A 16,977-nucleotide genomic window follows, 5' to 3' on the forward strand; every position below is an offset into this window, starting at 1 on the left:
TCAGGCGTCCTCGGCGGTCTGCACCGCGTCACGGCCGCCGCGCTTGGCGCGGTAGAGCGCCATGTCGGCGGCGCCGAGGATGGCGTCGGGCGTGGCGCCGTGCCGCGGCGCCTCCGCGATGCCCATGCTCAGGGAGGGCCGGCCGTACTCCGGGTGGGTCTTGCCCAGGAGGGCCACCGCCCGCTGCACCCGCGCGGCGAACACCACCGCCTCCTCCGCGCTGGTCATCGGCAGGATCACCAGGAATTCGTCGCCGCCCACGCGCCCCACGGCGTCGAGGGAGCGGCACTGCGACCGGATGGCGCCGGCGATCTCCACCAGCAGCCGGTCGCCGGCGGCGTGCCCCAGGGTGTCGTTGACGGTCTTGAAGCGGTCCAGGTCCACCGCCACCACGCTGGTGCGGATCTGGTGCCGGTGGGTGCGGGAGAGCTCCGCCGCGAGCCGTTCCTCCATGGCCCGGCGGTTGGAGAGCCCCGTCAGCGGATCGGTGCTCGCGGCGCTCTGCAGCTGCTCCACCAGCTGCGCGTTCTTGAGCGCGATCGCCGCGGCGAAGGCCAGGGTGCCGGCCAGGTCGGATTCCGAGGGGCCGAACGCCTGCTCGTGCAGCCGCGGCCCCAGCGCCAGCACCGCCAGCCGTTCCGACCCGGCCTCCAGCGACACCACGATCTGGGTGGTGGGCGGGAACAGCCTGGCGATCGCCGCGTCGTTGGCGGTGGCCACCGGGCTGTCGCCCGGGAGCGCGCTCTCGAGCTGGTGCCGCGGCACCGGCGCCAGCGACATCGAGCCCTTGAGCGAGCGTACCACCTTGGGGATGTACACCTCGCCCAGCGGCCGGTACAGGCAGGCCCACCAGCAGAAGAACACCTCGGCCATGAAGTCGAGGATCAGGTTCTCCGTCTCCTCCCCTGAGTGCACCGAGGAGAGCAGCCGCGCCACCTGCCGCAGGGCCCGGAGCTGGAACACCGCGTCGTCCAGCTGCCCCTGCCGCTCCCGAAGCACCCCGTGCAGCTCGAGCATCACCGACAGCCCCAGCGCAATTGGGGTGGCGTGCCCGCGCAGCTCGGCGGCCACCGAGGGATCGGCGTGGATGGCGATCTCGGTCTGGCCGCTGGAGAGCCGCACCACCTCCTGCGCACCCCCCAGCCAGTCGGGCGGGGGCAGCAGCGGCACCAGGGCGCCGGGGGAGCTGACCTGGAACCAGATGCGCTCGCTCCCGAACCGGCGCACCAGCGACTCCCGGCAGCGCTCGAACAGCTCGGTGTCGGAGCTGGCGGAGCGGCACGCCGTGGCAAAGGCGCTGGGCAGCGAGGCCAGGGAGGAGAGTGCGGTCGGGGAGTCCATCCTGTTGCCCAATATAGTGATAGCCGCTACCGCTGGCGAGGACGAATTCGACTCAAGCGCCGGTGTGGCGCGGACGATACTCCGGGAGACCGGCGACCGAGCGCCCTCGAGGAGCCGCGGCGCGGCGACTCGGGCGCGAGGGAGGCCTGGACTCCTGGAGGCTTTGTGAACAAGCTCGGCATGGCGTTGGGTGGCGTCGGGACCTTCCTCGGCGCGGCGGTCCTCGGATTCGTGGTGCTGCTGGCGCGGGAGGCCCGGACCGCGGGCCACGAGGTCCAGGCCCTGCGGGGGCAGGTGGCCGAACTGCAGGCGCAGCTTGCCACCGGGGCCGACCAGGCCCGGACGGGGCACGGCCGGGCCAACGTGCTCACCAGCTTCAACCCCGACGTGAACCTGCCTCGCTTCAAGGAAACCGCCTTCGTGGACCCGATGGCGAGCGTCATCGGCGACGTGCAGCTCGGCGGCGGCGTCTACGTGGCGCCCTTCGCCTCGCTCCGCGGCGACGAGGGGCAGCCCATCGCCCTGGGCGACGAAACCAACGTCCAGGATGGCGTGGTGTTGCACGCGCTGGAGACGGAGAGCCACGGCCAGCCGGTGGCCAACCGCACCTACGAGGTGAACGGCCGAAAGTACGCCGTCTACGTGGGCAAGCGGGTCTCGCTGGCCCACCAGTCGCAGGTGCACGGTCCCGCCCGGATCGACGACGACGTGTTCGTCGGGATGCAGGCGCTGGTGTTCAAGGCGTGGGTGGGGCGCGGCTCGGTCATCGAGCCCGGGGCCAAGGTCATCGGGGTGATTGTGCCGCCCGGCCGGTACGTCCGCGCCGGCTCGGTGCTCACCGACCAGAAGCTGGCCGACCAGCTGCCCGAGATCACCGAGGACTATCCGTTCAAGGGACTCAACGAGGCGGTGGTGCACGTGAACACCAGCTTCGCCGAGAGCTACGGCGCCGCGGCGCGGCCGGCGCCGGCGGAGGGCGAGGCGGGGGCCGCCGGCGGGCATGGCGAGGTCGCGGCCCAGACCGCGCCCGCCGAGCACCACTAGTCGAGGCTGTCGACCAGCCGCTCGGAGAGGCCGCGCAGCTCCGCGAGCAGCGGGGGGCGCGGCCCGATGGGGTGGCGCGCCAGCACGTCGACGATGGCCCCGAACCACCAGCGCAGCGTCGGCGCGCCCCCCGGGGCGTAGCTGCTCAGGTACTCCGGCCCCAGGCGCCGCACGTCGGTGAGCAGCGCCCCGCAGGCATAGATCTCCTGGGCCGCCAGCACCTCCAGGGCGCAGGGCTCGGCGTTCGTCAGGCCGGCCAGCAGCTCCATCCGCGCCGCCTCCCAGCCGCGGGGCTTGCCCCGCCCGTCGAATCGCGGCTCCAGCACCTGCACCAGCACCTGGCCCACCCGCACCCCGAACTTCCCCTCCACCTTGGTGAGCAGCTCGCGCTGGCGCCCGGCCTCGGCGTCGTTGACCACGGGGCGCAGGATGCCCGCCACGATGCCGGGCTCCTCCACGCCGTGGCGGGAGAGGATCACCGCCACGTTCGCCGGCGCCGTGGGCCAGGTGCCTGTCCCGCCGGTCATGGGGCGGGGGTGGCCGTGCTTGGCCGCGAAGGCGAGGGCGTGCGCAATGCGGTCCGAATAACCGATCGTCATGGGATACCCAGCAGCTTGTGGGTCTGCAGGCTCAGGCGCCACTCGGGGTGGCGCAGGCAATACTCCACGGCGCGGGCGGTGTTGGCCGCCTGCGCCGGTCCGTCCATCGGCTGCAGGTAGAACTGTCCGAAGCCGAGCCCGCGATACCGCTCCGGCTCGGCGTCCTCCTGCGGATACACCAGCTTGAGCTCGTGCCCGTGCGTGAGCACCAGCGGCGCCCCGGCCTTGGGGCTCACGCAGATCCAGTCGAGCCCGGGCGGCGCCGCCTGGGTGCCGTTGGTCTCGACCGCGACCTCGAACCCCGCCTGATGCAGCGCGTCGATCGCCGCGCCATCGAGCTGGAGGAGCGGTTCCCCGCCGGTGCAGACCACCAGCGGTCTTGCTCCTGGCGGGGTCACGGCCGGCCACGCCGCGCGCACCGCCGTCGCCAGCGCCGCGGCGCTCGCGAACCTCCCGCCCCCCGGCCCGTCGGTGCCCACGAACTCGGTATCGCAGAAGCGGCAGACGGCCGTGGCGCGGTCGGCCTCGCGGCCGCTCCAGAGATTGCACCCCGCGAAGCGGCAGAATACGGCCGGACGGCCCGCGTTCGCCCCCTCGCCCTGCAGGGTGTAGAAGATCTCCTTCACGGCGTAGGTCATGGGCTCCTGGTGGTCGGCTCGGCGGCTCGGCCGGTTACCCGGGCCGAGACCGACGGTTCCCTCTTCCCTCTTCCCGCTTCCCGTTCCCCTTTTCCCTCAATGCCTACTTTGCCAACCCCGACGGCTGGTACGGCGCCGGGTCGTCCAGCCCGTTCTCCCGGAACCCGCGGAGGCGGAGCAGGCAGCTGTCGCAGTGGCCGCAGGCGGCGCCGTCGGGCGTCGGGTCGTAGCAGCTGCGGGTGACGCCGTAATCCACCCCCAGCTCCCGGCCCAGCGCGATGATCTCGCGCTTGGTCAGGTGAATGAGCGGGGTGTGGATGGTGAGCTTCCGCTCGCCACTTACTCCGGCGCGGGTGGCCAGGTTGGCCATCCGCTCGAACGCCGCGATGTACTCGGGTCGGCAGTCGGGGTAGCCGCTGTAGTCGAGTGCGTTCACGCCGATCATGATATCCCACGCCCCCAGCACCTCCGCCCAGGCCAGCGCGTAGGACAGGAAGATCGTATTGCGCGCCGGGACGTACGTGGACGGGATGTCCGGGGTGAGCTCCTCCACCCGGTCGTGCTTGGGGACGGGCAGGTCGCTGGTGAGGGCGGAGCCGCCGAAGAAGCGCAGGTCGATCGCCACCACCGCGTGTTCCGCCACCCCGGCCCGGCGGCAGACCTCCCGGGCGGCGGCCAGTTCCACGGCGTGGCGCTGGCCGTAGCGGAAGCTCAGGGCGTAGGGGAGGAACCCGTCCCGGCGGGCCACGGCCAGCGCGGTGGCCGAGTCGAGGCCACCGGAGACGAGCACCACGGCGCGGGGAGAAGCGGGCATCCAGCAAACCTAGCGCCCGTCAGCGGGACGGCGCCACGGTCTCGGGCCGCCCTACCGCCCTACCGCCCTACCGCCCTACCGCCACTCCCTCGGGCCCGGGTCGCGGCTGCGCCGCTCCCGAAGGGCCCTCGGTCGCCGCCCTATCGCCCCAGCACGTGCCGCAGCGCCGCGCCGAGGTCCGCGTGGCGGAAGGTGTAGCCGGTGGCCTGGAGCCGTTCCGGGACGATCCGAAGGCTCGCGAGCAGCAGGTCGTCTGCCATCTCGCCCAGGGCCAGGCGGAGCGCCGCGGCCGGTACCGGCAGCATCGCAGGCCGCCCCAGCACTTCGGCCAGCACCCGGGTGAACTCGGCATTGGTGACGGGCGTCGGGGCGGTCAGGTTGACCGGCCCCGACACCGTCGGCGTGAACAGCGCGTGGGCGATGGCGCCGAGGACGTCGTCCACCCCGATCCAGCTCATGTACTGCGTGCCGGTGCCCATCCGGCCGCCCACGCCGGCCAGGAACGGCGGCAGCATCTTGGCCAGCGCGCCACCGGCGGGGGTGAGCACCACGCCGATCCGCCCGCGCACCACGCGAATGCCCACGCGATCGGCGGAGGCGGCGGCCGCCTCCCAGGCGTGCCCCACCCGCTCGAGGAACCCCGCGTCGGGGCCGCTGCGGAGCGATGCCTGCTCCGCCTGCGGCTCATCTCCCAGCGGCGGATAGACGCCGACCGCACTGGCGGAGAACAGTACCCGGGGCCGGTCGGTCCGCCCCGCGATGTGCTCGGCGAGCAGCTCGGTGGACTGCACCCGGCTGTCGAGGATCTTCCGTTTCTGCTCACTGGACCAGCGCGCCCCCGCGATCGGCTCGCCGGCGAGGTGGATCACCGCGTCCACGCCCTCGAGCGCGCGGGCATCGAACTCATGCCGCGCGGGGTTCCAGAGGTAGTCGCCTGGGCCGGGGTTGCGCCGCACCATCCGCCGCACGGTGTGGCCGCCGGAGGTGAGGAACGGGATGAGGCTTGCCCCCAGCATGCCGGTGCCCCCGGTCACGAGGATGGTGAGCGGGGCCGGGTGGCCGAGGCGCAGGTGCAGCGCGAGGTCGGCGGCCAGGGTGGCGTGCCGGTAGCGGAAGGTGCGCTGCAGCCGGGTGGCCACCATCGAGGCGCCGAGCTCGCCGACGGCGCCGAAGGGGAGCTCGTACTGGATGTGGTCGATGTAGCGGCAGCGGTCGGGACCCAGCGGCTCGAACCGGTGGGTGTGCAGCCAGCGCGCAAAGGGCCCCTCCACCTGCTCGTCGACGAACTGGCGTCCCGGCTCGGCGGCGAGGTGGCGGGCCACCCAGCGCTGCTTCACCGGGCCGATCGGCACCTCGAGCACCACGCGGCCATCGCCCAGGCCCCCCTCGCGCTCCAGGATGCGCACCGGCTCCCAGGGCGGCGCCAGCCGCTCGAAGGCCCCCGGCCGCGCGTGCCAGGCGTAGGCCGCCTCGGCCGAGACCGGCAGTTCGCTCGTGAGCTCGAAGATCTGGGATGCCATGGCACTCCCCTTCGGTGAAGGCCGTCCGGGTCCGGGTGAACTATAGGGCCGCCGCCCGGGCGGTGCGTTCAGGGTTCCAGCGGCGCCGGCGCGGTCTGGACACCTCCCCCTCAGGACCTATCTTCACCCCTCCGGCAGGCCCCCGGAACACCCCGTTCCCGCATTCCCGTTTCCCATGCCCCCCCGGCTCATGTCCCTGCGCATCCCGACCCTGCTGGCCCTCCTCGCTGCCCCGTCGCTCGCGGCCCAGGCGGCCGACAGCTCCCCCTTCCGCCCGCTCGATCTCCCGGCGCCCAACCAGATCCGCACCGGCGCGGGGCGGCCGGGTCCCGGCTACTGGCAGCAGCGGGTGGACTACCGGATCCGGGCCACGCTCGATCCCGCCACCCACGAGCTGCAGGGCCGCGCGGCGATCCACTACGTGAACCGCTCCCCCGAGGCGCTGTCATACCTCTGGCTCCACCTCGAGCAGAACATCTGCGCCCCCGGGTCGGTGACCAGCCTGCTCGACCAGCCGCCGCTCGTCTTCCTGGGCACGGCGTTCGACTTCTCGTGCAAGGGCTTCGCCGGCGGGATCACGATCGAGTCCCTGACGCGGCTGGGGCGGCCGCTGCCCTTCGCCATCACCGGCACCACCATGCGGGTGGACCTGCCGCGGGCCATCCCGCCGGGCGGGGTCTACGACTTCGACGTAGTCTGGCGCTTCACGGTGCCGCCGTACGGCGCCGGGCGCATGGGGCGCGACGGCACGCTGTACGAGCTGGGCCAGTGGTACCCCCGGCTCGCGGTGTACGACGACGTGAAGGGGTGGAACCACGAGCCCTACATCGGCTCGGGGGAGTTCTACCTGGAGTACGGCCGGTTCGACGTGGCCATCACCGTCCCGGCGCGCTACGTGGTGGCGGCCACCGGCACGCTCGACAACCCGCTCGAGGTGCTCACGGCCGCGCAGCGCGCCCGGCTGGCCCGCGCCCGATTGGCGGACAGCGCCATCCCGATCATCACCCGCGAAGAGGCCGGGCAGCCGGCGGCCCGCCCGCGGCGCGAGGGCACCCTCACCTGGCGCTTCCACGCCGACAGCGTGCGCGACTTCGCCTTCGCCGCCGCCCCCGACTTCCAGTGGGACGCGAGCGGGTGGCGCGGCATCCTGGTCCAGACCTTCTACCGGCCCTCCGCGGCCCTGTGGAGCGAGGCCAACCACATGGTGCGCGAGGGGCTGCGCTACTACAGCCAGCAGTGGTATCCCTATCCCTACCCCCAGATGTCGAGCATCGAGGGGCCGATCGAGGGGATGGAGTACCCGATGATGACCTTCGACCCCGCCGGTCCCACCCGGATCGACCTGCAATGGGTCCTGGCCCACGAACTGGGCCACCAGTGGATGCCGATGATCGTCGGCAGCAATGAACGGCTCTATCCCTGGATGGACGAGGGGTTCAACACGTTCATCGACCTCCGCAACGCCTCCAACTACTTCCTCGGCACCCCGTACGGCGACACCATCGAGGTGCACCCGCTGCGCCTGGCGCCGGAGCACACCGTGCCGGGCCAGGAACAGCCGCTCATCGCGCGGCCGGTCGAGGTGCGCGACCTCTTCTGGACCGGTTACCAGAAGCCGGCCCTGATGCTCTCGCTGCTCCGCGACCAGGTGCTTGGCCGCGACCGCTTCGACGCCGCCTTCCGCGAGTACCTCCGGACCTGGGCCTGGAAGCATCCCACCCCGGCGGACTTCTTCCGGGTCATGCGCGATCACTCCGGCCAGGACCTCGACTGGTTCTGGCGCGGCTGGGTCTACTCCACCGCGCGCCTCGACCAGGCGGTGGACTCCGTGGTGGCCGTGAGCGACAGTGTCACCGAGATCCACCTCTCCAACCGCGGCGGACTGGTCATGCCCGCCACCCTGTCCCTGGTGCTGGAGCTGGGCGACGCCCCCAACACCCGCTACGTCCGCCTGCCCGTGGACATGTGGAACCTCGGGCCGAGGTTCGTCTACCGGCATCGCGGCCCCGAGCGGGTGGTGGGGGTGACCCTCGACCCGGCCAGTGAGCTGCCCGACGCCGACCGCGCCAACAACCGCTGGGCCCGATGAACCGACGCATGCTGGCGCGGCTGCTCAGCGCGGGGCTGGTGGCGCTGGCGCTGTGGCTCACCCAGAACCTCACCCGGCTTCAGCAGGGCTCCTTGCCGAATGCCGCCCCCGCCGCGCCGGCGGGGCCCGTGGCATCCACCGCCCCCGCGGCGCCGCCCACCCCGGCGCAGGCGGCCATCGGCTTCCGCGACGCCAGCCGGCTGGCGGAGCACTTCCGGAAGCACGGGGCGGAGTTCGGGGAGATCACCGAGGCGGAGTACCTGCGGCGGGCCCAGGCACTTCGGGACCGGCCGGCGGGAGGCGAGATCCTGGAGGCCCGCCGGTCCGACGGGGTGGTGACCCGGTTCGACCGGGGGGATGGGTCCTTTCTGGCCTTCGATGCCGACCGCACCATCCGGACCTATTTCCGTCCCAACGACGGTGAGGCATACTTCAGGCGTCAGCTTCAGCGGCCCCCGGGCACCCCATGAACCAGCGCACGTCAGGTCCCAACGATCCCGTCCGAGACTACCTCCGGCGCAGCGGCGCGTCCTACGCCGTGGTGGCGCAGGGGCTGCGCGGGCTGGTCGAGAACTGGGAGCGGGTGGTGGCCCAGGTGCTCGAGGGCTACAACCTGACGCTGGACGACTACCTCAACGACATGGACAGCCGCCAGCTGCTGGCCAACGCCCTCGAGCTCGCGCCCGACGAGGTCCGCGACGCCTTCCTGCCCCGGGTGCACGACGCCGACGTAAAGGTGCGCCTCAACCTGGTGCCCGCCGGGCGCTGCCTGTGGGGTGGCATCGTGGCCGCCGATGAAGGCTGGACCGAGGACGCCAACTGGTGGTACTTCGAGCAGCCGCGCCTGCCGGGCCCGGAGCTGCGCCGGGAACTGGACGCCCGGTGACGCCCGCGCTCGCGCTGTATCACGGGCAGGTGGTGATCCCGCTGGACGGGCGGCCGGTGGCCATCGGCCGACTGCCCGAGTGCGACGTCATGTTCGAGGGGTGGGAGGTTTCCCGCCGTCACGCCCGCATCGTCCCCACCCCCGCCGGTCCGCTGCTGGTGGACCGCAGCCGCTTCGGCACCTTCGTGAATGCCGCGCAGGTCGTGGCACCCCTCCTGCTCTCCGCCGGCGACGTCATCCGGGTGGGTCGCTACGAGGTGCGGATCGACCTCGCGCCGCCGGGGCTCTCCAGCCGCGCCTCGCAGACCGCCGGGGGCCGCTTCGCGTCGTGGGCCGCCCGGTTTGGTCCGTCGGAGGTGATGGGCGCCGTGGCGGCGGTCGCCGGGGCGTGGGGCGCGCAGCGGCTCGGGGGTGGGCGGGTCACGATGGTCACCGCCGCGGTACTCGCCGAGACGGTGCTGTACTACCTCGCCCTGCTGCTGCGGGACCTGCGGTTCGAATCGCGGGAGCGGCAGCGCGCGGGCCTGCCGTTCGGACGCCGCGGTGTCGAGGACGTGCTGCAGAACCTGATCCGCGAGTTCGGCACCGCCGAGCTCCTCGACACCCTCCTGCTCCGGCCGCTGGCGTTCTGGGTGGGGCTCGGCCTGGTCGGCCTGCCCGCCGGCATCCTGGGCGGCAAGCTGGTGGCGGACCTGCTGTTCTACGGGCCGGTGCTCGCCCGCCTGCACTGGCGCCTCGGGTCCCGCTCCAGCGCCCCGCGCGAGGTGGCCCAGCTCCGCAGCACCCAGGCCATGCCCATCCCGACCCTGGGCCAGCTGCGCGAGTCCGAGGACCTGCAGGCCACCACCCTGCCCACCACGCGCGATGGTGGGGACACCCCCCGCTCCCCCGCCTCCAACCGCTGATCCCTCCGCCCGGCGGACCCCCATGACCCGGCCCTACGGCGCGCAGTCGATGGTCGCCCCGCTCCGGTGCGTGATGGTGCGCACCCCCGATGCCGCCTTCGGCGACGCCGACCCCCTCCGCTGGCACTACACCGCACGCCCCGACCTGGGCCGCGCCCGCGCCGAGCATGCGGCATTCGTGGCGCTGCTCTCGGAGGCTGGCGCCGAGGTGGTGTACCACGACGCCCCGCTGCCCGGGCACGCCGACGCCATCTTTGTCCACGACCCGGTGCTGGTGACCGATCGGGGCGCGATCCTGCTCCGGATGGGCAAGCCGCTGCGGGAAGGGGAGGAGGCCGCGATCGGCGCGTCCCTCGAGGCGAGCGGCGTGCCGGTGCTGGCCCGGCTCTCGGGGGACGCGCGGGCGGAAGGGGGGGACTGCCTGTGGCTCGATGCCCGGACCCTGGCCGTGGGGCTCGGCTTCCGCACCAACGCCACGGGGCTGGCGCAGCTCCAGGCCGCGCTGGGGCCGGCGGTGGAAGTCGTGCCGGTGCAGCTCCCGTACGACCAGGGCCCGGAGGCGTGCCTGCACCTCATGTCCCTGATCAGCCTGGTGGCCGACGACCTGGCCGTGGTCTATCCGCCCCTGATGCCCGTGCCGTTCTGGGAGCTGCTGCGGGCGCGAGGCATCCGGATAGTCGAGGCCCCGGCGGCGGAGTACGCCACCATGGCCACCAACGTCCTGGCGCTGGCGCCGCGCCGCTGCCTCATGCTGGAGGGGAATCCGGTCACCCGCGCGCGGCTCGAGGCGGCGGGGTGCACGGTGCTGACCTATCGGGGGGATGAGATCTCGCGCAAGGCGGAAGGGGGCGCCACCTGCCTCACCCGCCCGGTGTGGCGGTCCTAGCCACCCTACCGCCCTCCCGCCTTCCCGTCGTCCCGCCTCGCCGCCTGCCGCACCAGGATGAGATCCGTGATGTTGTCCATCGTGAGCAGCCCGGCGATCCGGCCGGTGCTGTCGAGCACCGGCAGGGCGGGGAGGCCGCTGCCGCGCAGCCGGTGCAGCGCCTCCTCGAACGACAGGCCGAGCGGGAGCGCCGCCACGCCGGCGGTCATGGTCTCGGCCACGGTCGAGTCGGGACCGCGGCCGGCCAGCCCGCGGATCAGGTTGTCGCGGGTGAGCAGCCCGATCACCGCGCCGGACGTGTCGACCACCGGGAACTCCCGCTGCTCGCCGTCGAGCAGCAGGTCCACCGCGGTGCGCAGCGGCGCGTAGGCGGGGATGGTCTCGAACCGGGTGATCATCATCTGGTCCACGATGATGCCCTGGCCCGCCGCCTTGGTCTCCACCGCGGCGGCCTCGGCCCCGGCGCCCAGGAAGACGAACAGCGCCAGCAGCATGATCATCATGTCCTGGCTCAGCAGCCCGAACACCCCCGCCACCATCGCGATCACCTGCCCCACCCGGGCCGCCAGCCGGGTGGCGCGCACCATGCCCAGCCGGGTGGCCAGCACCGCGCGGAGCACCCGGCCGCCGTCCATCGGGTAGGCGGGGATCAGGTTGAAGGCGAGCAGGAACAGGTTGATGGTGATCAGGAAGTGCGGAAAGCTCGAGTACAGCAGGGCGATCCCCTCCGGCTCGCCGGTGAGCAGGGCGGGGATGGTCCGGCCCAGGAAGGCGGTGGGCTGCTCGCCGAGGAGCAGGATGACCCCGCCCACCACGAAGGCGATCGCCAGGTTCACCGCCGGGCCCGCCACCGCGATCAGGAACTCCTCCCGCGGCCGCTCCGGGAGCCGTTCCAGCCGCGCCAGCCCGCCGATTGGCAGCAGCACCACGTCGCGGGTGCGGATGCCGAACTGGCGGGCGGTCAGGATGTGCCCGTACTCGTGCAGCACCACGCAGGCGAAGACCGAGAGCGTCAGCCCGACTGTCTGGGTGGCGGCGGCGAGGCCGCCGGTCCGGTAGCCGTCGAGGCCGATGAACAGGAGTACCAGGAGGAAGGTGAAATGCACCTTCACGTCCACGCCGAGGAGGCGGACGAGCTTGAACGACCAGGTCATGGGCCAAACCTAAACGGAAAACCCGTCCGCGGGGTCGCGTCCGGGTCTTCATGGCCGGGTTCATGACCCAGGACGGCCGCCTGGGGCCCCGAAGGGCTATGTCGTGCGTTCCCCCCACTATCGGCGTGCCGACCCGGAACTTGAGCGGGCCACTTTCACTGGCCCCGCCCCCCCACTAGAATTTTCCCCCTCTCGTGCGCCCAGAGGCCGCCATCGCCACGCCCGCCTGGTCCCCCAAGGACTCCGAAAAGCTCTACAACATGCCCGGCTGGGGCCTCGGCTTCTTCCGGGTGAACCCCGAAGGTCGGGTCACCGTCCACCCCGACGGCAACGCCAAGCGCGGGCTGGACCTGTTCCAGCTGGCCATGGACCTCAACGCGCAGGGCGTCGGCCTCCCGATGCTGCTGCGCTTCTCCGACATCCTCCGGGTGCGGATCCAGACCCTCGCCGCCCAGTTCCAGCACGCCATCGCCGAGAACGAGTACGCCGGCAGCTACACCACGGTCTACCCGATCAAGGTGAACCAGCAGCGCCACGTCATCGAGGAGATCGTCGAGTTCGGCACGCCACACGGCGTGGGGCTCGAGTGCGGCAGCAAGCCGGAGCTGCAGGCCGTCCTCGGCATCAGCGACAGCACCAACACCGTCATCGTCTGCAACGGCTACAAGGACGAGGAGTACATGCGGCTGGCCCTGATGGGCCAGAAGCTCGGCCACACCGTCTTCGTGGTGATCGAGCAGCTCTCCGAGGTGGACACCTACCTCAAGGTGGCCGATGAGCTCGGCGTCCAGCCCACCATGGGGGTGCGGATCAAGCTGGCCACCGAGGGCGCCGGCCGCTGGGCCAAGAGCGGGGGCGAGAAGTCCAAGTTCGGGCTGTCCGCCATGGAACTCATGAAGGTGCTCGACCGGCTGGAGAGCGTCGGCCGGAAGGACATCCTCCGCCTGGTGCACTTCCACCTGGGCAGCCAGATCACCGACATCCAGTACATCAAGGCCGGGCTGGAGGAGATCGGGCGGTTCTACGTGGAGCTGCGCAACATGGGCTTCGGCCTCACCCACGTCGACGTGGGGGGCGGCCTCGGCGTGGACTACGACGGCTCGCGCTCCACCCGGCCCGCCAGCATGAACTACTCGATGCGGGAATACGCCAACGACGTCGTCTACACCCTCGGCGCCATGTGCAAGACCGAGGGCGTGCCCGCCCCGCACATCATCTCCGAGTCGGGGCGCGCCATCACCGCGCACCACTCGCTGCTGCTGGTCAACGTCACCGACGTGGAATCGCAGCTGGAGCCGCAGGTGCCCGACCTCGGCCCCGACCCGCACCCGCTGCTGGTGGAAATGAAGGAGAACCTCGAGTCCATCACCCTCGACCGGCTGGCCGAGGCCCACCACGACGCGACCTTCGGCAAGGAGCGGGCGCAGGAGATGTTCTCCAGCGGCGTGCTCACCCTTCGCGACCGTGCCAACGCCGAGCAGCTCTACCTGGCCACCATGACCCGGCTGGGCCGGCTGGTCGAGACCGAGCGGGCCGAGCACCCGGAGATCTGGGCCGACATCGAAGCCACCCTGGTGGACCGGTACTTCTGCAACTTCTCGGTGTTCCAGTCGCTGCCGGACAACTGGGCCATCGATCAGTTGTTCCCGATCATGCCCATCCACCGGCTCAACGAGCAGCCCACCCGGCGGGGCACCCTGCAGGACATCACCTGCGACTCCGACGGCGTCATCGATCGGTTCGTGGGCGGCCGCAAGGGGAAACCCTCCCTGGAGCTCCACCCCATCAAGGACGATGAGCCCTACCTGCTCGGCATCTTCCTGACGGGCGCCTACCAGGAGATCCTCGGCGACCTGCACAACCTCTTCGGCGACACCAACGCCGTCCACGTGCGGCTCACCGACGACGGCTACGACATCACCGACCTGGTCCACGGCGACACCGTCACCGAGGTGCTCCGCTACGTCCAGTTCCAGCCCGCCGACCTCCTTACCACCTTCCGGCGCAAGGTGACCAACGCCAAGGACCTCTCCCGCCAGGACGCCAACCAGTTCATTGCCGACTACGTGGCGGGGCTGGAGGGCTACACCTACCTCGAGGGCGAGGAGCTGCCGGGGCCCGACGGCGCGGCCTGACCTCGGCCCGGCCCCGGGCATGACAACGCGGGAAGCGGAGGGTTCTCCGCTTCCCGCGTTGCCGCGTTTCCGGCTGGCGGGAGCTACTTCCGGCTGAGCGCGCGGTCCGCAGACGCGGCGCCGCCGCCGCGGATCATCACGGCCACGGCCAGGGCCATCGCCAGCAGGTGGAACTCGTAGCCTTCGCCCTGCTGGGTGCCGAACCAGTTCATGAAGAACCCCACCGGGCGGTGCACCAGCACCGCGGCGACCAGCATGTTGCAGAAGATGCCGAAGGCGGCCACCCGGGTCAGCAATCCGCTGATCAGCCCGAGCGAGCCCGCGAATTCCGCGACGATCGCCAGGAACGCGAAGAGGGCGGGGATGTGGAGCTGCCCCGTGAAGAAGCCCATCGTTCCCGAGAACCCGTAGCCGCCGAAGAGGCCCAGCGCCTTCTGGGCGCCATGCGGAAAGATGACGATGCCCAGGGCGAGGCGAAGCAGGGTGGCAACGGGGTCGGCCTCGGTCTGGATGAGCTTGCGGAACACGGGTCACTCCTTGATTGATAGGTGAATGCCTGATTGGTCAAGTAATTGTCCGGGAAAGACGGGCTGCCTCAGCGCGCGGGGCCCTCCCGAACGCGGTCCAGCAGCCGGATCAGCTGGCGCAGCTCGGCCTGGGTCAGCGGCCCCAGCAGGGTATCGTCGGCCTCGTTGACGACCGGGTCAAGCCGGGCGAGCAGGGCCAGGCCGTCCTTGGCAATGCGGCAGGTGACCTGCCGGCGGTCGGTCGGGCAGCGCTCGCGCCCCACCAGGCGCTTGGCCTCCAGCCGGTCGAGCAGGCGGGTGATGCCCGGTGTCTGCTCGATCATCCGGTCCGCGATTTCCAGCGTGGGCAGCCCCTCCGGTCCGGCGCCGCGGAGGATCCGGAGCACGTTGTACTGCTGCAGCGTCACATCCTCGGATTCCAGGACGGTGGACATCCGGCGCCGCAGCAGGTCACCGGTCCGCAGCAGGGAAACCGTCGCCTCCTGGCCCAGGGAACGGAAGGGGCGGTTCTGCTTGAGCTCCTGCTGGAGGCGGCTGGGCGGGTTCGTCATGGCAACACAATACAACGCATTATTTGACTAGTCAAGTAGCGACAATGCATCCATCGCCGGCCGGGCCCGGGCCCCGGCTAGCGCAGGGTGGCGACCAGCCAGGACGTCAGGGTGTTCAAGACCTCGTCCGGAATGCGCGCGTCGCCGAGGGCGGTGTACTCGGCCGGCGACCCGTCGGTGGGTGAGGGGAGGAACAGGTGGTTGAGGCCGGGGAAGATCCGGACCTCGACCTTCCGGTTTCCGCTGGAACGGATGGCCGCTGCCAAAGTGTCCGCCTGCCCGGCGGTCACCTGCCGGTCGAGCGCCCCCTGCAGGATCAGCACCGGCTGCCGGACCAGTCGCGCGGCGCGGAGGGGTTCGTAGTGGCGGAACCAGCGCAGCCAGGCCAGGGCCGGCATGGAGTCCGCCCGGACCTGCCGCTCCGCCTCGGCCAGCCGCTCGGCCCGGACCTCCGGGGTGAGGTCGGGCGTGGTGCGAATGGGCCAGAGCATCTGGTCCACCAGGATTTCGGTGCCGTTCTTCGAGGGTCCCGCGAGCAGCGCCAGCGCCGCGACCGCGCGATCCTGGGCGCCGAGCAGCGGGGCGATCATGGCGCCCTCGCTGTGGCCCACCAGGGCAATGCGGCGGGCATCGATGTCGCGCTGGCCACGCAGCCAGCGCAGCTGCGCCCGGGTATCCTCCGCCAGGTCCGCCGTGGTGGCCGAGTCGGCGTGGCCCGTGCTCCCGCCGGTTCCACGATCGTCGCATCGCAGGCTCGCCAGGCCGGCGGCGCCCAGCCGCTCGGCCACCTCTCCGAACAGCCGGTAGGCGGGAAGCAGGGGCCAGACGTCCTCGTCCCGTTGCTGCGAGCCGGAACCGGTGATGGTCACCGCCACCGGAAAGGGGGGGCGACCGACCGCGGGCCGGACCAGGGTGCAGGCCAGGGAGAAGGTATCCGTGCCGGCGCCCGCCGGGACGCGGACCTCCTCCGCGCGCCAGGTGGCGCCGGCCGGCGCGGCGTAGTCGGGCGCGGGGCGCCGGAGGCCCGCCAGCGGCAGGAGCGTATCGGTGGGGTTTGCGAGCACGGCGCGCACCCGCTGGGCCGGGATCGTGAACTCCGTCAGCCCGCCGCCGCGCACCGCCCCGACGATCTCGAGTCCCGCAAAGGCGATCCGGACCGAGTCCCCGTGGTAGTGCATCCCGACGGGCAGCAGCGTGTCGGCGCCGGCCACGAGCACCAGCACCGTGGTATCCCGTCCGGGAAAGCGTCGCACCAGTTCGGCGAAGGCGAACGTGGACTGCGGCGGCAGCACCAGGGCCGGGCGGCCTGCACGGGTCACCTCGCGGCTGGTGCGGCCGAACTGGCCGGAGATGCGCAGCGTGTCGTCGTCCTGCCGGGCGGTGTAACTGCCCCGGGTCGTGTCGCCGGTGGCATTGGTGACGGACATGCTGAAGCTGCGGAAGCCATCGCCGCCGAGGACCGTGCGACTGCTGACCCGCAGGTTGACCACGGGCACCAGCGTCTCGAGCACCAGCGTGTCGCCGAGGCGCCGGAAGCTCTCGCGGCCCAGTTCGGCGGTGCCCTGGTAGATCCGGAAGACGCCGCTGACCTGGCCGTCGGCCGCGCGTGGCGCCGCGACCGTGGCGAGGAGCAGCAGGGAGAGGATGCGGGCGTCAGCGCTTCGGCGCATAGGACTCCAGGAAGCCGCACTGGGTGCAGCGGAGGGTGAGGATCGGGATCGGGACCTTCTGCCGGAGCTTGAGCCCGGTCCAGAACGACTTCTCGGGTGGGCCCTCGACCCAGGCCGCCTGGCTGCGACTGCCATGATCGCCCTGGTCCAGGATGAAGCCCTCCTGGAAACGGCCACTGCACCGGGGACAGCTCGGGTGGTTCATGGTACCCTCCCGC

General features: G+C 71.8%; 17 protein-coding genes. 7 read left to right on the top strand and 10 right to left on the bottom strand.

Annotated elements, in window-relative coordinates; translation table 11 throughout:
- A complete protein-coding gene (locus IPJ95_07920) occupies window positions 1–1,341 on the bottom strand; it encodes a sensor domain-containing diguanylate cyclase (protein MBK7923543.1) in 1,341 nt (446 codons plus the stop codon).
- A 165-nt stretch (window positions 1,342–1,506) separates the two neighbouring features.
- Here IPJ95_07920 and IPJ95_07925 point away from each other — a divergent pair, with 165 nt between their 5' ends.
- Window positions 1,507–2,385, top strand: a complete 879-nt coding sequence (locus IPJ95_07925; protein ID MBK7923544.1) for a carbonic anhydrase — start codon at window positions 1,507–1,509, stop codon at window positions 2,383–2,385.
- Here the strand turns inward: IPJ95_07925 and IPJ95_07930 are convergent.
- The 4 genes from IPJ95_07930 to IPJ95_07945 all read right to left on the bottom strand — a co-directional run bounded on the left by IPJ95_07930 (window position 2,382) and on the right by IPJ95_07945 (window position 5,956).
- Window positions 2,382–2,984: a hypothetical protein gene (locus IPJ95_07930; GenBank protein ID MBK7923545.1), complete on the bottom strand. Its 603-nt coding sequence runs from the start codon at window positions 2,982–2,984 to the stop codon at window positions 2,382–2,384. The two genes, IPJ95_07925 and IPJ95_07930, sit on opposite strands and share 4 nt — an antisense overlap.
- A complete protein-coding gene (gene queE, locus IPJ95_07935) occupies window positions 2,981–3,622 on the bottom strand; it encodes a 7-carboxy-7-deazaguanine synthase (GenBank protein ID MBK7923546.1) in 642 nt (213 codons plus the stop codon). Before queE ends, IPJ95_07930 begins: the two co-directional genes overlap by 4 nt.
- 103 nt (window positions 3,623–3,725) lie before the next feature.
- Window positions 3,726–4,436, bottom strand: a complete 711-nt coding sequence (gene queC, locus IPJ95_07940; GenBank protein MBK7923547.1) for a 7-cyano-7-deazaguanine synthase QueC — start codon at window positions 4,434–4,436, stop codon at window positions 3,726–3,728.
- A 140-nt stretch (window positions 4,437–4,576) separates the two neighbouring features.
- The gene (locus tag IPJ95_07945) at window positions 4,577–5,956 is read right to left on the bottom strand and encodes a TIGR01777 family protein (protein MBK7923548.1); all 1,380 of its coding nucleotides are present in this window, start codon (window positions 5,954–5,956) and stop codon (window positions 4,577–4,579) included.
- Between the two features lie 175 nt (window positions 5,957–6,131).
- Here IPJ95_07945 and IPJ95_07950 point away from each other — a divergent pair, with 175 nt between their 5' ends.
- The 5 genes from IPJ95_07950 to IPJ95_07970 are packed head-to-tail and all read left to right on the top strand — an operon-like array spanning window position 6,132 to window position 10,722.
- Window positions 6,132–8,045 carry a M1 family metallopeptidase gene (locus tag IPJ95_07950; GenBank protein ID MBK7923549.1) on the top strand — a complete coding sequence of 638 codons (1,914 nt, stop codon included), beginning with the start codon at window positions 6,132–6,134 and terminating at the stop codon, window positions 8,043–8,045.
- Complete coding sequence (locus IPJ95_07955) at window positions 8,042–8,515, top strand: hypothetical protein (GenBank protein MBK7923550.1); 474 nt, start codon at window positions 8,042–8,044, stop codon at window positions 8,513–8,515. The genes IPJ95_07950 and IPJ95_07955 overlap by 4 nt, the downstream gene beginning before the upstream one ends.
- Window positions 8,512–8,931 (top strand): hypothetical protein, encoded by a 420-nt coding sequence (locus IPJ95_07960; GenBank protein MBK7923551.1) that lies wholly within the window; start codon window positions 8,512–8,514, stop codon window positions 8,929–8,931. Before IPJ95_07955 ends, IPJ95_07960 begins: the two co-directional genes overlap by 4 nt.
- A complete protein-coding gene (locus IPJ95_07965; GenBank protein ID MBK7923552.1) occupies window positions 8,928–9,836 on the top strand; it encodes an FHA domain-containing protein in 909 nt (302 codons plus the stop codon). Before IPJ95_07960 ends, IPJ95_07965 begins: the two co-directional genes overlap by 4 nt.
- A gap of 22 nt (window positions 9,837–9,858) precedes the next feature.
- Window positions 9,859–10,722, top strand: a complete 864-nt coding sequence (locus tag IPJ95_07970; GenBank protein ID MBK7923553.1) for an amidinotransferase — start codon at window positions 9,859–9,861, stop codon at window positions 10,720–10,722.
- 5 nt (window positions 10,723–10,727) lie between these two features.
- Here IPJ95_07970 and IPJ95_07975 read toward each other — a convergent pair whose 3' ends face one another.
- Window positions 10,728–11,876 (bottom strand): CBS domain-containing protein, encoded by a 1,149-nt coding sequence (locus IPJ95_07975; GenBank protein MBK7923554.1) that lies wholly within the window; start codon window positions 11,874–11,876, stop codon window positions 10,728–10,730.
- Window positions 11,877–12,136: 260 nt separating this feature from the next.
- Between IPJ95_07975 and speA the strand changes: the two genes are divergently transcribed.
- Window positions 12,137–14,011 (top strand): biosynthetic arginine decarboxylase, encoded by a 1,875-nt coding sequence (gene speA, locus IPJ95_07980; GenBank protein MBK7923555.1) that lies wholly within the window; start codon window positions 12,137–12,139, stop codon window positions 14,009–14,011.
- 83 nt (window positions 14,012–14,094) lie between these two features.
- Here the strand turns inward: speA and IPJ95_07985 are convergent, their stop codons facing one another.
- The 4 genes from IPJ95_07985 to IPJ95_08000 all read right to left on the bottom strand — a co-directional run bounded on the left by IPJ95_07985 (window position 14,095) and on the right by IPJ95_08000 (window position 16,964).
- Entirely contained in the window at window positions 14,095–14,538 is a 444-nt protein-coding gene (locus IPJ95_07985; protein MBK7923556.1) for a DoxX family protein, read from the bottom strand.
- Window positions 14,539–14,606: 68 nt separating this feature from the next.
- Window positions 14,607–15,089 carry a MarR family transcriptional regulator gene (locus IPJ95_07990; GenBank protein ID MBK7923557.1) on the bottom strand — a complete coding sequence of 161 codons (483 nt, stop codon included), beginning with the start codon at window positions 15,087–15,089 and terminating at the stop codon, window positions 14,607–14,609.
- Window positions 15,090–15,166: 77 nt separating this feature from the next.
- Entirely contained in the window at window positions 15,167–16,759 is a 1,593-nt protein-coding gene (locus IPJ95_07995) for an alpha/beta fold hydrolase (GenBank protein ID MBK7923558.1), read from the bottom strand.
- Window positions 16,743–16,964, bottom strand: coding sequence for a hypothetical protein (locus IPJ95_08000; GenBank protein MBK7923559.1), 222 nt, complete (start codon window positions 16,962–16,964; stop codon window positions 16,743–16,745). Before IPJ95_08000 ends, IPJ95_07995 begins: the two co-directional genes overlap by 17 nt.
- Between the last annotated feature and the right edge of the window lie 13 nt (window positions 16,965–16,977).

The organism is Gemmatimonadota bacterium, from assembly GCA_016713785.1.
Lineage (GTDB): Bacteria > Gemmatimonadota > Gemmatimonadetes > Gemmatimonadales > GWC2-71-9 > JADJOM01.